This window comes from Methylothermus subterraneus (assembly GCF_054656915.1).
Window position 1 is genome coordinate 81,539 of record NZ_BAAHXK010000001.1, and the last position, 13,803, is coordinate 95,341.

The following is a 13,803-nucleotide window of genomic DNA, read 5'->3' on the forward strand; positions in this document are numbered from 1 at the left end:
TGATTTGCAGGACAGCAGCCAGTGCGGATAAGAGCCGGATACCGCTTTGAACTATAATTCAACGACGGGTAAACCGTAGGATATTAAGGATGCTCGACCCTTCAAGCCAGGCCCAACTGAGGGAGGCCATCGCGGACTGCATCGGCACCGATCAAGGGGTGCTGAACGCGCTGCGGGAAGAGATTCGCCCGTTGAAAAGCGCCACGCACCGCATCCAGCCACGGACCACGACGTCGATCTCGCTGGTCGGCACCGATGGCGGCAACAACCAGCTTCAGTTTGATCCCTTCCTGATCCAGCTGGTCCGGGTGGTGGACAGCAGTAACAACGAGTACTGCCTGGAAGTCATCTCACCCACGACCCCGGTCCAGAAGCTCAATGAACGTCAGTTCACGTCGGACGGCTCGCCGCGCACAGCCTTGGGCGAGATGATGGCCTTTCTGGGTGTCGACAACCTGCCGACGCTCTCTCACATGATTCGGCCAACCGACAAGGGGAAGCCTGTTTCGCCGAGCTGGGTGCAGGTCTACCGGGAGCTGGTCGAGTGGGCCATCCTGTTCAAAATACTCGGAAAAGACTACGGTACCGACACACTCATCATTTGCGACGGCCTGCTGCGCAGCAAGGTCTTCGCCAAGGACCTGTTCCAGCGACTGCTCCAGGGCATGAAGGCCCGAATCGAAGCACAGTGGAGCAAGAGCCGTCGCCGGGTGTATCTGGCTGGCGTGGCCAAGCACAGCAAGGTGCTTTCGCGGTATCGGCTCGCCATGGCCTTGGAAGGCGTCCTGCAAACCGACTATCCGGCCTACGTGGAAGTGCCCCGCGAGGTGGAGGAAAAAGCCTACGTGTGGTCGGAATTCGCGCGCGGCGATGACCGCGCTGTGGAGGGAGGAGAGATCAACAAATTCGTCGGCGGCAAGATGTTCCTAGTGAAGTTCGGGTCCCACCGCCGCGACCCCGTGTGGCCGGTGGACATCTTCGAGCCGCAGGTCAAAGAGGCTCAAACCATCCTCGGCTCGATGCTCGCCGACGCGATCAACGGCTTTCCAGTGCCTCATTACCCACGTTGTCTGCAAAAGGCGCACGAGAACGCGGCCCTGGTCGATTTCGATTTCGACATCCTGCAGGACTTCATCTATGAGGCAGTGCGATCGAGCCTTGGTGCTGACGCGGGGACTTTGGACGCGTTTCAATTGCAGGATGCCGACCCCGCGCAGCGCCGGTACGGATAAGGGAGCACAACATGGCAGAAATCCAACTTTTTCCCAGGGAAAAGGTTGTCGGCATTTTTCGAGGCTTCCAGCAAGGTGGTTTGGAGTTCCACGCTGACTTGGTGTTGCCGTACCGGAATGAGTTCCAGAACATCCCGATGCACGGACAGTTTCTTCTCGTCCAGCTGGAGACGCCCGATGAAGCCGTGCTAGGCCGCATCGCCTCCTTCTCCTCGGAAGGCAAACTGTCGTATGGTTCCGGCGAGGAGTTCAACCTCCGCGCAGTCCGCGAGGACCGGCCGATTCCCGAAGACCTGCGCGAGCAGTACCTGAAATATCGGGTCAACATTCGTGTGTTGGGCGTGCTGCGCAAGAATGCAAAGGGATTGACCTTCGTTCCCTCGCATCGCCGACTTCCCCACGTCGGTAGCAAGGTCGCATTTCCAAACGACGAGGTGCTGCGCGAGATCGCCGGTCACAACATCGATGGGGCACCCATCGGCCATCTAGCCTTCGGCGAGTACATTTACGCCGCCGGCGACACGTCTTTCCAGTCGCAGGAATGGATGCAGGTAGTCGACCCGGAGGTATTGGTCCGCTTCCCCATCGAGTCCCTCGTATCTCGCCGTAGCTTTATCTTTGCCCGCGCGGGCTTTGGCAAATCCAATCTCAACAAGCTGCTCTTTTCGAAGCTCTACGAAACCACGCCCTTGGTCACCAAGCGCGCCGGAAAACAAGTCCCCGTGGGCACGGTGATCTTCGACCCGGATGGCGAGTATTTCTGGCCCGACGACAAAGGCCGTCCAGGCCTCTGCGACGTTCCGGCGCTGGAGGACAAGCTCGTCGTCTTCACCGAAAGAAAGAATCCAAGTCCTTTCTACCAGTCGTTCGTGGCTGGCGGCATCAAGCTCGATATTCGCCGTCTGCGTCCAACGGATGTGATTTCGATTGCGCTCGGACCAGAACGCCAGGAGCAGCAGAACGTTCGCAAGCTGCGCGGGCTTCCGCAAGACCGATGGGAGTCGTTGGTCAATCTGATCGACGCCAACGGCAACGCCGCGCCGCTTGACGAAATTTGTCGGCTGCTCGACCTCGATCCCCAGCGCCAAGAGGCTGAGGCTATAGCCGCCAGAAGCAACATGACTGCGATCGTAAAGATGCTGCATGACAAAAGCAGCCAGCTCATGGACATGCTGGTGCACGCGCTCTCCGAGGGAAAGCTGTGCGTCATCGACGTTTCCCAGATGCGCGGCGGCCAGGCGCTGGTGCTCTCAGGGCTGATCCTGCGCCGCATTTTCGACCGCAACCAGCAGGAATTTACTGCAGCGGAACCAAAGACCATCCCGACCATCGCAGTGATCGAAGAGGCCCAATCGGTGCTGAATGAAAACGCACCGGCTTCCGAACCCTATATCGCCTGGGTGAAGGAAGGTCGCAAGTACGATCTGGGCGCGCTGCTGATCACCCAGCAGCCGGGCAGTATTCCCGTCGAGATTCTAAGCCAAGGCGACAACTGGTTCATCTTCCACCTGTTGTCGGCGGCGGATCTGATGGCTTTGAAACGCGCCAACGCCCATTTCAGTGATGACTTGCTGAGCTCGCTGCTCAACGAGCCCATCCCAGGGCAGGGTGTGTTTTGGAGTTCGGTGGAAGGCAAACCCTATCCGGTCAGCTTTCGCGCCCTATCGTTCGAGCAAATGTTCCCGATGCGTGACCCCCACTACAACCACCCTGCGGGCAATACCTACGCACAAGTTCTGCACAGGATCTTTTTCAAAATGAGGCAGGCAGCAGCAACGGCTCACATCCCGGATCCCGGCGCAACCTCGTATGAAGAAGCCGAGCCGGTGGACGTCATGGCAAACATCGAGCAACAGGCGATTGAGGCTTTACAAAAAGATGACGATCTTCGCCGGAAACTTGAATCCCAAAATGGCACACCGTGGTATAAGGTACAGCAGTTCCTGATCGATCACTTGCCGGAACAACTGGAAGATCGCCGCCAGTTTGCGTACAACTTGGTCCCCAAAGCAATGAACACTCTGTATGGACCGCAACCCGAGAAATGGGAAACCTTCAAGAACCCAGATACCGGCAAGACGTGGATAAGAGCCAAAAAGTGACCCTACTGAACGGAATTTGCCCCTACTTCACGATGTTCCCGCTCGACTTCCCGCTCGGCGTTCTAAAGACCTACGCCAAGGCGGGGGACGTCGTACTGGATCCGTTTTGCGGCCGGGGGACCACCAACTTCGCGGCCCGGCTGCTTGGCCTCCGTTCTCTTGGGGTGGACTCCAGCCCCGTCGCCACCGCCATCACCGCGGCCAAGCTGGTCGATGCAAGCGTCGAGGAGATTCTGGGCGAAGCGCGCCGGATTTTGGCCAAACGCGAAGCGTCCCACGTCCCGACCGGCGAGTTTTGGCGGGGGTGCTTCCACCCGAGCGTTTTGAGCGCGCTGTGCCGGTTTCGGGAGGCTTTCTTGGAGGATTGCGCCACAGACGCCCGCATCGCGCTCCGCGGCCTCATCCTGGGGGCGCTGCATGGCCCAAAGCAAAAAACCTTTCCAAGCTACTTCTCCAACCAATGCCCCCGCACCTACGCCCCCAAGCCGGCCTACTCGGTGCGCTTCTGGGAAGCGAAAGGTCTTCATCCCGAACCCGTGGATGTCCTAGGGCTAATCGAGCGGCGCGCCAGACGCTACTACGGCGCAAGGCTGCCGAAGGCCCAAAGCGAGGTACGGCGCGCAGACAGCCGCCTTGCGTCCGCGCTCGAGGCAGACGTTCCGTTTAAGTGGGTCGTTACCTCGCCGCCCTACTACGGCCTGCGCACCTACCTTCCCGACCAATGGCTGCGCTACTGGTTCGTCGGCGGCCCGGACACGGTGGATTACCGCGCTCAAGCTCAGCTCGACCATTCCGATCCAGAGGCCTTTGCCGCCGATCTGCGCCAGGTATGGCGCAACGTGTGGGGGGTGTGTGCCAAAGACGCCCTCTTGGTCATCCGTTTCGGGGGGATCCCCAGCCGCCGGGTAGACCCCTTGGCGATACTTAAAGACTCGTTGCGGGAAAGCGGATGGCGAATCCAGGCGGTTCAGGAAATCCGGCCGCCTTCGACCGGAAGACGGCTTTGTTGCACCTTCTTGCGCTCTACACAAAAGCCAATGCCCGAATATACGATTTGGGCGGTGCGTCTATGAAGAAAAAGGCTCCTCTTACGGTGGCCATCGTTCCCGCCGGCCGCGAAGACGCCTTCAAGATCGCGGCGATGGGGAAAGACATCTGGCAGCGGTGCTATTTTCCTGAAGTTTTAAGCCTGGACGCCGTTCATTACCTCTGGCGGCGCAGTTGTAGCCCCCAGGCGATCCGGGAGGAAATGGCCCAGGGCGTGGTCTACGAATGGATTCGGCTCGCCCAGGCGCGGATCGGCTTTCTGGCCTGGCATCACCTGAGCGAGCAACGCCGAATGCGGCTCAACAAGCTGTATCTTTTGCCTGAATACCACCACCAAGGAATCGGCGCCTTGGCTTTGACCCACGTCAAAGCGGTGGCCGCCCGGCTGGGAGTTTCGGAAATCTATCTTTACGTGTTCAAAAAGAACCGCAAGGCCATTCGCGCCTATCTCAAGGCCGGCTTTGTGATCGCCGGGGAAGAAATCAGCGATGCCGGCCAAGGCTATTGCTACGACGATTACGTGATGCGCTGTTGCCTTTGAGTTCCAACCCTTCAACGCGGACGCCGCTGCCCCTATAATGGAAGCCGTCTTGAACCTTGTCCTGAACCTCTATGGTGCCACGCTTCGCTTTTGTCTTATTCTGCATGGTTCTTGCCGGTTGCGCTAAGCCGGGCACGCAAACTCGATCCTGGCAGCCCAGCGCCTTGTCGGAAAAGACGATCGCCCAGGCCATCCAGGCCAGCCAGGCGTACTTTGCCTGCGTCCAGGAGGAACTTGGCCGTTACCGCTACCAAGGCGGCGACTCCCGGTACGAGACCCAATCCTTGCTCAAGCGCTGCGAAAGCCGCTTGCAGCCGATCCGGTCGGCGTTTGCCGCCGAAGGCGTCGATCCCCGCATTACCGAACGCTATCTCAAACGCAAGCGCACCCAGGCGGCGCGCTACGCGCTTGAGGCGATCCTGGAGCTGGAGGCGCGGCAGCGGGCTGCCCAGGCAGGTGGATGATATAATTTGATTTTTTAGGAAAAAACCATGCCCATCGATTTCTCTAAGTTTCCCGAAACGCTCGATGCCCTGCATTGGATGCTGGGCGTTGCCGTGGTCGTCCTCTTGTTTTTGCAGGTATTGGTCTTGACCTTGGCGGTCATCGTGCTGCTGCGCCGCAGCGCGGCTCTACCCGCTCCGGAACGCGCCAGGGAGGAACCGGCAACCCAATCTGCCGTGACGCCGCCCGCCAAAGTCGAAGTTGCCCCGCCCCCTAAACCGATCATCCTGCGCGAGCCTACGCCGGAGGCGGCATTGCAACTTTTGGGCCTGTTTCAGGCGGAGGCGCGCCTGATCGACTTTCTGGAGGAGGACATCGGCGCCTACACGGACGCCGAAGTGGGCGCGGCGGCGCGGATCGTCCACGAAGGTTGCCGCAAAGTGCTCAAGCATCACTTCACGATCGCGCCGGTGCGCAGCGAAGCCGAGGGCACTCGGATCACCGTCCCCAAAGGCTTCGATCCGAGCGAAATCCGCCTGACCGGCAACATCGTCGGCGCGCCGCCGTTCTCAGGGATTCTGGTCCACCGCGGCTGGCGCGCGACCGAAGTCAAGCTGCCCCAGTTGACAGAGGGTCATAAAGCGGACATCCTGGCCCCGGCGGAGGTGGAGCTATGAGCGAAGACAAACGCTACTGCGTAGGCATCGATCTGGGCACGACCAACAGCGTGGTCGCCTGGGTCGATTTGAGCCGATGCGAGCGCGACAAAGCGCCGGTGGAAGTTTTGGGCATCCCCCAACTGATCGCCCCCGGGGCGGTGGAGGAGCGGGTCCAGCTGCCTTCCTTTCTTTATCTCCCTCACCCCGAGGAGCTGCCACCCCAGGATTTAACCCTTCCCTGGCGCGCCGACGTACCCTACGTCGTCGGCTACTTGGCCCGCGAGCTCGGCAGCAAGACCCCGATCCGCCTGGTCTCGAGCGCCAAGAGCTGGCTTTGCCACGCCGGAGTCAATCCCAAAACCCCGTTTCTCCCGCTCGAGGCTCCCAAGGAAGTGCCGCGGGTCTCCCCCTATCAGGCCACCCTCGAATACCTAAAGCATCTGCGCGACGCCTGGAACTTCCGCCACCCGGAGGCGCCCTTGGCCGAACAGCCTCTGGTCATCACCGTGCCGGCTTCCTTCGACCCGGCCGCGCGCGAGCTGACCGTCGAGGCGGCGCGCGAGGCGGGGCTAACCCAGGCGATCCTGCTCGAGGAGCCCCAGGCGGCCCTGTACAGCTGGATCCAGCAGAGCGCAGGAAGCTGGCGCGAGCAAGTCAAGGTGGGCGAGGTGATCTTGGTGGTGGACGTAGGCGGCGGCACCACCGACTTGTCCTTGATCGCCGTCAGCGAGGAGGAAGGCAATCTCCAGCTCAAGCGGGTGGCGGTCGGGGAGCATATTCTGTTGGGCGGCGACAACATGGACCTGGCCCTGGCCTATCTGGTCAGAACCAAGCTGGAACAGGAAGGCAAGCGCCTCGATCCCTGGCAGATCCACGCCTTAACCCACAGTTGCCGGGAAGCGAAGGAACAACTGCTAACCGACCCAGATTTGCCGAGCGTGCCGGTGGTCGTCCCCAGCCGCGGCTCCAAGCTGATCGGCGGCACGCTGCGCGCCGAGCTGACCCGTGAGGAGGTGCGCCGCACTCTGATCGAAGGCTTCTTCCCGCACGTGGACATCGCCGAAAAACCCCTCTCGCGCCCGCGCACCGGCTTGACCACGCTTGGACTTCCTTACGCTCAGGACGCGCGCATCACCGTGCACCTGGCCCATTTCTTGAGCCGCCAGCTCGGCGCGGTCGAGGGACTGCCGGAAGCGGCACAGCCGGGACGCTTCATCCATCCGACCGCGGTGGTGCTCAACGGCGGCGTGTTCAAAGGACGCCCTTTCAGCGAGCGCTTGCTGGAGGTGATCAACCGCTGGCTGGCCGAAGACCAAGCTCCCCCCGCCCGCCTGCTGGAAGGGGCCGATCTCGACCTGGCGGTGGCTAAAGGGGCGGCCTACTACGGCTACGTGCGCCTCGGGGGAGGCGTCCGAATCCGCGCCGGCACCGCCGCGGCGTATTACGTCGGGGTCGAGAGCGCCATGCCGGCGGTGCCCGGGTTCCCGCCGCCGCTGCGCTTGCTCTGCGTTGCTCCCTTCGGCATGGAAGAAGGCACCGAGGCGCCGCTGCCGCCCTACGAGTTTGGCGTCGTGGTCGGAGAACCGGTGCAATTCCGCTTCTTTGCCTCCACCGTGCGGCGCGACGATCCGGTGGGCGCCTTGCTCGATGCCTGGGATACGGACGAAATTCAGGAGCTTACCGAAATCGAGGTAACCTTGCCGCCGGAGCGCCACCAGCCGGGTGAGGTGGTGCCGGTGCAACTGGCGGCAAGCTACACCGAAGTGGGCACGCTCAGGCTAGAAGCGGTGGCCAAAGACACCGGCGAGCGCTGGAAAATCGAATTCGAGGTGCGCGCTAAAGAGCAAGCCGCGCCTGCTCCCTCCTCCGCTACCCCAACGGCAGAGGAGCAGCCGCACCCTGCATCCGCTGAGGAGACCCCGACGCCAACCGAAACAGAGCGCAAGACCGGCTTCTGGCGCTTTAAAAAGTAAACCATGGCGCGTTACCTGGTCGGCATCGACTTGGGGACCACCCACACGGCCGTCGCCTACGCCGACCTCGAAGCGGGACAGGAAGCGCCGATCCGCAGGTTCCCGATCCCGCAGCTCATCGCTCCGGGGGAAATCGCCGCCCTGCCTTTGCTGCCTTCGGTCCGCTATCACCCGGCCGCAGGAGAGCTGCCCCCGGAATCCCTCAAACTGCCTTGGCCTAAGCCCGACCTCGGCGATCCGGTGCAAGATCCGGTGATCGGCGAACTGGCCCGAAAGTTGGGCGCCAAATCCCACGGCCGCTTGGTCACAAGCGCCAAAAGCTGGCTGTGCCATCCCGGCGTGGACCGCACTGCCGACATCCTCCCCTGGGGGGCCGCCAGCGGAATCCCCAAAGTCTCCCCCTTGATCGCCTGCGCCAGCTACTTGGCGCACGTGCGCGGGGCGTGGAACTTCAGCTTCCCTGCGCACCCGTTGGAGCAGCAGGAAGTGGTCCTCACCATTCCGGCTTCGTTCGACGAGGACGCCCGCGCCCTGAGCTTGGAAGCCGCCAGGATCGCCGGACTCAAAGTGCGCCTTCTGGAAGAGCCGCAGGCGGCGTGCTACGACTGGCTCCACCGCCACCGCGCCGATCCTTCGCCCATCGCCAACGCGCGCTTGCTGCTGGTGGTGGACGTAGGCGGCGGCACCACCGACCTGACCTTGATCCGCATCGAGCCCGGATGCCGGCTGACCCGGATTGGGGTCGGCGACCACCTGCTCTTGGGTGGGGACAACATCGATCTGGCGCTTGCCCACCTCGTCGAAGAGCGGCTGCTGGATAAAAAGCTTAAGCTTAGCACCGCCGAGTTCGCGCAACTGCTCCAAGAGTGCCGCCGCGCCAAGGAGCGGCTGCTCGCCGAAGGCGCTCCCGAGAGCGCCACCGTGAGCTTGCTCGGGGAGGGATCGCGGCTGATCGGCGGCGCGCGGACGGCGACTTTGACCCGCGATGAGGTCCGCGCCCTGGTGCTGGATGGATTTTTCCCGCAGGTTGCCCTCTCCGACCGCCCACACGGGCGCTACGGCCTGATCGAGTTCGGCCTGCCTTACGCGGCCGACCCGGCGATCACCCGCCATCTGGCGGCGTTCCTCGCGGCGCACGCGCGCCTCGCCCGCGAAGCTTTAGGGGACGCTCAAGCCCCGCCGGTGCCGGACGCCGTGCTGCTCAACGGGGGGGTGTTTTTGAGCCCGGCGATTGCGCGCCGAGTGCTGGAAGTGCTGGGCCGCTGGCGCGCCCATCCCGTCCTGGTCTTGGACAATCCGCACCCGGAATTTGCCGTAGCCGCGGGGGCGGTGGCCTACGCTCAAGCTAAGCGCGGCTTTTGTCCCAAAATCGGAGGCGGGGCAGCGCGCAGTTATTTTCTTTTGGTAGAAGGCGAGAGCGGCAAACCTCAAGGCGTGTGCCTGTTGCCGCGGGGAACCGAGGCCGAGCAGGAAATCCTGCTCGAGAATCGCGTTTTTGCCTTGCGCCTGGGCCAGCCGGTGCGCTTTCATTTGCTCTCTTCCAGCGAAGACACCCCCTACCAAGTAGGCGAGGTCGTGCCGCAACCTGAGCGCTTTACTCCTCTGCCGCCCTTGGCGACGGTGGTGGCGGCTGAGGACCAGGGCGAAGCCAAAGTGCGCCTGGCCGCCCGCCTGACGGAGATCGGCACCCTAGAGCTGGAATGCGTGCCCTTGGAGGGCCTGCGCCGCCTCAAGCTCGCCTTCGAGCTGCGCCGTCCCAGTTCAAGAAGGCTCATCCAAGACGCCTCGCATCCTCATTTGGACCCGGCGCGGGCGCAGATCGCGGCGGTGTTTGGCAAAAAATCCAAGGAGGTTTCGCCTACCCTGGTCAAACAGTTGCGCAACGAACTGGAGAAGCGTTTGGGGAGCCGCCATCAATGGGATGGAGCGCTGCTGCGCGAGCTGGCCGACGCTCTGCTCGAAGGCCGCCAGCGTCGCCGCCGCAGCCCGGAACACGAGCGCACTTGGTTCAGCTTGAGCGGATTTTGCCTGCGGCCCGGCTTTGGCTATCCCTTGGACGAATGGCGCATCGACCAAGTCTGGCCGCTTTACCGTCAGGGGCTGCAATTCGTCAACGTGATCCAGAACTGGGCCGAGTGGTGGACCTTCTGGCGCCGCATCGCCGGAGGATTGGATTCGGCCAGGCAAGAGGCGATCCTGCTCGATCTTCGCCCCTACCTGGATCCTTCCCGCGGGCAAAAGCCCGAAGTCCTAAGACAACGCAGCTACGAAAACATCGTGCGCTTGGCCGCCGCCTTGGAGCACATCGCGGTGGCGGAAAAAATCCAGCTGGGCCAGTGGCTGCTGGCGCGCCTGCCCCATCCCAAAGAGCCGCAAGACGCGCTTGCCTGGGCCTTGGGCCGCTTGGGCAGCCGGGTGCCAGGCTACGGCAGCGTTCACAACACCGTGCCCAAAGCGGTGGTCGAAGACTGGCTGCAGAGCTTGCTGGCGCTGGATTTCAAAGCCAAGCCGGCCGCTGCCTTTGCCGCCGCCCTTCTGGCCAGGAGGAGCGGGGACCGGGAGCGGGACGTGCGTGAAGAGCTGCGCGAGGCGGTGATCGCAAAGCTCAAGCAAGCCAAAGCGCCCGCCTCTTGGAGCCAAATGGTCAGCGAGGTCACGGAGCTCTCGGAGGCCGATCAGGAGCGGATGTTCGGCGAGGCGCTGCCGCCGGGCCTTAAGCTTTTGGCATAAATCAATCGCGGTGCCGCACCGCTTCGAAACCTGAGACGACCTCCAAAAGCTCGGCGGTGATCTGTTCCTGGCGCAATTGGTGGTGGGCTCGGGTCAGCTCTTCCAAGCGCTCGCTCAAATTCTTTTCCGCCAGTTGCATGCTCACCAGGCGCTGGCTGTGTTCGGCCGCCTGGGCCTCGGCGCACGCTCGATACAAGGAGATGAACAGATACTGGCGCACAAGCTGGGCCAACAGCGCGCCCGCCTCCAGGCGAAACGCGGGCAGCGAACGCCCCGGCCAGGGGCGGCGCTTAAGGCGGTAAAAGCGCTCGAGCGGAACCGGCAGCAAGCGCTGGGCGACCGGGCCGCCGCAGCAAAGATAAAACAGGTCCACGGTCTCCACCCCTTCCCTCTGCCAGCTCTCGATCTTCGCCAACATTTCCCGGACGGTGACCGTGATCCCAGCCACCGAGCCGGGAACGAAAAAACACTCCTCCACGCGCAAGCCGTGCGCCTGCAGCGCCGGATCGATCCGCGCCCCGACCGCGAGCAGCCGAGTCGCGCCATGGCCTTTGAGGCGTTGGGCGGCAAACTCCGCCACCGTTTCGTTGAAGCGTCCGCACAGACCGTGGTCGGAGCCAAAGACGATCGCCGCCCGCCCTTCCCCCTTGGGAGAGGGGCGAGATAGCTCGGCGTGCCGCAGCACCGCGATCAGCCCCAGCTCGACCGTGCGGCCGTAATCGGCCACCGCCGCCACCGCCTGTTCATACTGGCGAATGCTGGCCGCCGCCAGCACCTTCATGGTCCGGACCACGGCCTTGAGCTTGTGACTTAAGGCGATGGCGCGTTCTAAGGCTTCTAAGGTGGACACGCTTACCGTCCGGCGAGCGCTGCAGACGCCAAAGCCAAAATCCGCCGCCTCTCTTCCTCGCTCAGCGGCTCGCGCGCCGCCACCTGTCGTTGCCAGGCGGCTTCCTGTCTGAGCGCCTCGCGCAGGCGGCGTTCCGCCGGGGGCACCTGTTCCAGCGCCAAAGCGTCGAACAGCCCGGCGTTGAGCGCCAGCAGCACCCCGATCTGCTCGGCCGGGGTAAATCGGTCGCCCTCTTCCTGCTTGAGGAGCTCGCGTACCCTGCGGCCGCGTTCGATCGCTTGGCGGGTGCGCTCGTCCAAGCGGGTGCCAAAGCGCGCGAAAATCTCCAGCTCCTCGTACTGGGCGTAAGCCAGCTTCAACGGGCCGACGATCTCCCGATACGCCGGAAGCTGGGCCTTGCCTCCCACCCGCGAAACCGATTTGCCCACGTCCACCGCCGGCAGCTCGCCGCGTTGGAACAAGATCGGCGACAGATAGATCTGGCCGTCGGTGATCGAGATCAGATTGGTGGGAATATAGGCGGCTAGGTTCTGCGCCTGGGTCTGGGCGATGGGCAGGGCGGTGAGGCTGCCGCCTTTTTTAAGGCGGCAGGCGCGCTCCAACAGGCGCGAATGAATATAGAACACGTCGCCCGGATAGGCCTCTCGCCCGGGAGGCCGGCGCAGCAGCAAGGAAAGCTCGCGGTAGGCATCGGCGTGATGCGAAAGATCGTCGTACACCACCAGCACGTCGCGCCCCTGCGCGCAGAAGTACTCGCCGACGGTGGTAGCGGCATAAGGGGCGATGAACTGCAAGCCCGCCGGGCAATCGCCGGTGGCGCTCACCACCACCGTGTAGGCCAACGCCCCCTGCGCGGCCAATCGGGCGATCACCCGCGCCACCGCCTGGGCGCGCTGGCCGATCGCGCAATAGACGCAAATCACCCCCTGGTCGCGTTGATTGAGGATGGTATCGACGGCCAAGGTGGTCTTGCCGGTCTGGCGGTCGCCCAAGATCAACTCGCGCTGGCCGCGCCCGATAGGAACGAGCGCATCGACCACCTTGATCCCGGTCTGCAGCGGCACTTCCACCGGCGCCCGCTCCAGAATCGCTGGCGCCTCCCGCTCCACCGGCCAGCGTTGGGCGGCGCGCACGGGGCCGTTGCCGTCCAGAGGGCGACCCAAGGGATCGATCACCCGCCCCAGCAGCCCTTCCCCCACCGGCGTATCCACCACCCGCCCGGTACGCCGCACCCAGCCGTCGGAGGGAAGATTCTGCACCGGATCCAAGAGGACCGCGCCTATCCCCTCGGGCAGCAGGTCGGTGGCCACCGCGGCCACTCCGCCGCCAAAGTCGAGCACCTCCAGCGCCTGGACCCCAGGCAATCCCTCAAGGCGCACCACCCCGCGCTCGATCCGCACGATCCTGCCGACCTCCAAAGGCGCCAGCTCGAAGCGATAGGCAGCTAAGGTCTGGCGCAGCAAGGCAGCCGCTTCTTCCGCAATCTGCATCATAGCGCCTGCCGCAGCTTGGTTTCTAACTCGTCCAGGTACGCGGCCAGATTCCAGCGCCAAACCTGACCGTCGGCCTCCAGGGCGAGGCCGCACAAAAGCTCATCGCGCTGCTCGAACCGGGCGCGCACGCCGGGTTTGAGGTGCTCGAGCGCCTCGCGCAAACGCAGAACTGTGGGCGGATCGAGCGGGAAGCCGGTCGCCACCACCCATTCGCCGGAGCTTTGCGCAAGGCGCCGGCGCTGCGCGTCGGGAAGCGCCGAGAGCTGCCGCAGAAAGGATTCGATCACCCGCGTCTCAAGGTCCTGTTCCGCCAGATCGCGTAGGGCCTTCCTGGCCACGGCCACGGCCTGTTCGGCTACGACCGATTTGAGCGCGCGTATCTGCGCCTCCTGTTCCTGCGCCAACGCCTCTTGCCACTTCCGGCGCTGCGCCTCGACTTCCTTGAGCGCCTGGGCCAGCAGCGCTTCGCGTTGCTCCTGCGCTGCACGGCGCGCCTCGGCGAGCAACTTGGCGCGCTCTTCCTCGAGGGCAGTGAGTTTTTCCCGGTAGCTGGCGATGAGGCGTTCGGCCTCGGCCTTAATCTGCCCGGCTTCGCTTAGGCGCTGTTCGATGTACTGCCGGCGCGCCTCCATGTTCGAGACGATGGGGCGATACAGAAAGCGGTTCAAGAGCGCCAGCAGGATAAAAAAATTGACGATCTGGGCCGCGACCGTCAGCCAGTCTATCGGCATC

General features: G+C 63.4%; 11 protein-coding genes. 8 read left to right on the plus strand and 3 right to left on the minus strand.

The window, feature by feature from the left end; translation table 11 throughout:
* The first annotated feature begins 89 nt into the window (after positions 1-89).
* The 8 genes from ACYQ3M_RS00405 to ACYQ3M_RS00440 all read left to right on the plus strand — a co-directional run bounded on the left by ACYQ3M_RS00405 (position 90) and on the right by ACYQ3M_RS00440 (position 10,728).
* Positions 90-1,232: a hypothetical protein gene (locus ACYQ3M_RS00405; protein WP_460034067.1), complete on the plus strand. Its 1,143-nt coding sequence runs from the start codon at positions 90-92 to the stop codon at positions 1,230-1,232.
* A gap of 11 nt (positions 1,233-1,243) precedes the next feature.
* Positions 1,244-3,334: an ATP-binding protein gene (locus tag ACYQ3M_RS00410; RefSeq protein ID WP_460034068.1), complete on the plus strand. Its 2,091-nt coding sequence runs from the start codon at positions 1,244-1,246 to the stop codon at positions 3,332-3,334.
* A complete protein-coding gene (locus ACYQ3M_RS00415) occupies positions 3,331-4,407 on the plus strand; it encodes a DNA methyltransferase (RefSeq protein WP_460034069.1) in 1,077 nt (358 codons plus the stop codon). The genes ACYQ3M_RS00410 and ACYQ3M_RS00415 overlap by 4 nt, the downstream gene beginning before the upstream one ends.
* On the plus strand, positions 4,404-4,922 hold the full coding sequence (locus ACYQ3M_RS00420) for a GNAT family N-acetyltransferase (RefSeq protein WP_460034070.1): 519 nt from the start codon (positions 4,404-4,406) through the stop codon (positions 4,920-4,922). Before ACYQ3M_RS00415 ends, ACYQ3M_RS00420 begins: the two co-directional genes overlap by 4 nt.
* Before the next feature lie 164 nt (positions 4,923-5,086).
* On the plus strand, positions 5,087-5,386 hold the full coding sequence (locus ACYQ3M_RS00425) for a hypothetical protein (RefSeq protein WP_460034071.1): 300 nt from the start codon (positions 5,087-5,089) through the stop codon (positions 5,384-5,386).
* Positions 5,387-5,413: 27 nt separating this feature from the next.
* Complete coding sequence (locus ACYQ3M_RS00430; protein WP_460034072.1) at positions 5,414-6,043, plus strand: DUF2760 domain-containing protein; 630 nt, start codon at positions 5,414-5,416, stop codon at positions 6,041-6,043.
* Complete coding sequence (locus ACYQ3M_RS00435) at positions 6,040-7,998, plus strand: Hsp70 family protein (RefSeq protein WP_460034073.1); 1,959 nt, start codon at positions 6,040-6,042, stop codon at positions 7,996-7,998. Before ACYQ3M_RS00430 ends, ACYQ3M_RS00435 begins: the two co-directional genes overlap by 4 nt.
* Positions 7,999-8,001: 3 nt before the next feature.
* Positions 8,002-10,728: an Hsp70 family protein gene (locus ACYQ3M_RS00440; RefSeq protein WP_460034074.1), complete on the plus strand. Its 2,727-nt coding sequence runs from the start codon at positions 8,002-8,004 to the stop codon at positions 10,726-10,728.
* A 1-nt stretch (position 10,729) separates the two neighbouring features.
* On the opposite strand, the gene ACYQ3M_RS00445 is transcribed toward ACYQ3M_RS00440, so the two are convergent.
* From ACYQ3M_RS00445 to ACYQ3M_RS00455, 3 genes are read right to left on the minus strand one after another with little or no spacing between them, the layout of a single operon-like run.
* Positions 10,730-11,578, minus strand: a complete 849-nt coding sequence (locus ACYQ3M_RS00445; protein ID WP_460034075.1) for a F0F1 ATP synthase subunit gamma — start codon at positions 11,576-11,578, stop codon at positions 10,730-10,732.
* A gap of 2 nt (positions 11,579-11,580) precedes the next feature.
* Positions 11,581-13,071, minus strand: coding sequence for a F0F1 ATP synthase subunit alpha (locus ACYQ3M_RS00450; RefSeq protein ID WP_460034076.1), 1,491 nt, complete (start codon positions 13,069-13,071; stop codon positions 11,581-11,583).
* On the minus strand, positions 13,068-13,802 hold the full coding sequence (locus ACYQ3M_RS00455; protein ID WP_460034077.1) for a F0F1 ATP synthase subunit B family protein: 735 nt from the start codon (positions 13,800-13,802) through the stop codon (positions 13,068-13,070). Before ACYQ3M_RS00455 ends, ACYQ3M_RS00450 begins: the two co-directional genes overlap by 4 nt.
* Between the last annotated feature and the right edge of the window lies 1 nt (position 13,803).

What these genes read in the sequence shown, in the direction of transcription:
- ACYQ3M_RS00405 (WP_460034067.1), top strand. Translation starts at nt 90, where the DNA reads ATGCTCGACCCTTCAAGCCAGGCCCAACTGAGGGAGGCCATCGCGGAC.
- ACYQ3M_RS00410 (WP_460034068.1), top strand. Translation starts at nt 1,244, where the DNA reads ATGGCAGAAATCCAACTTTTTCCCAGGGAAAAGGTTGTCGGCATTTTT.
- ACYQ3M_RS00420 (WP_460034070.1), top strand. Translation starts at nt 4,404, where the DNA reads ATGAAGAAAAAGGCTCCTCTTACGGTGGCCATCGTTCCCGCCGGCCGC.
- ACYQ3M_RS00430 (WP_460034072.1), top strand. Translation starts at nt 5,414, where the DNA reads ATGCCCATCGATTTCTCTAAGTTTCCCGAAACGCTCGATGCCCTGCAT.
- ACYQ3M_RS00435 (WP_460034073.1), top strand. Translation starts at nt 6,040, where the DNA reads ATGAGCGAAGACAAACGCTACTGCGTAGGCATCGATCTGGGCACGACC.
- ACYQ3M_RS00440 (WP_460034074.1), top strand. Translation starts at nt 8,002, where the DNA reads ATGGCGCGTTACCTGGTCGGCATCGACTTGGGGACCACCCACACGGCC.
- ACYQ3M_RS00450 (WP_460034076.1), bottom strand. Translation starts at nt 13,071, where the DNA reads ATGATGCAGATTGCGGAAGAAGCGGCTGCCTTGCTGCGCCAGACCTTA.
- ACYQ3M_RS00455 (WP_460034077.1), bottom strand. Translation starts at nt 13,802, where the DNA reads ATGCCGATAGACTGGCTGACGGTCGCGGCCCAGATCGTCAATTTTTTT.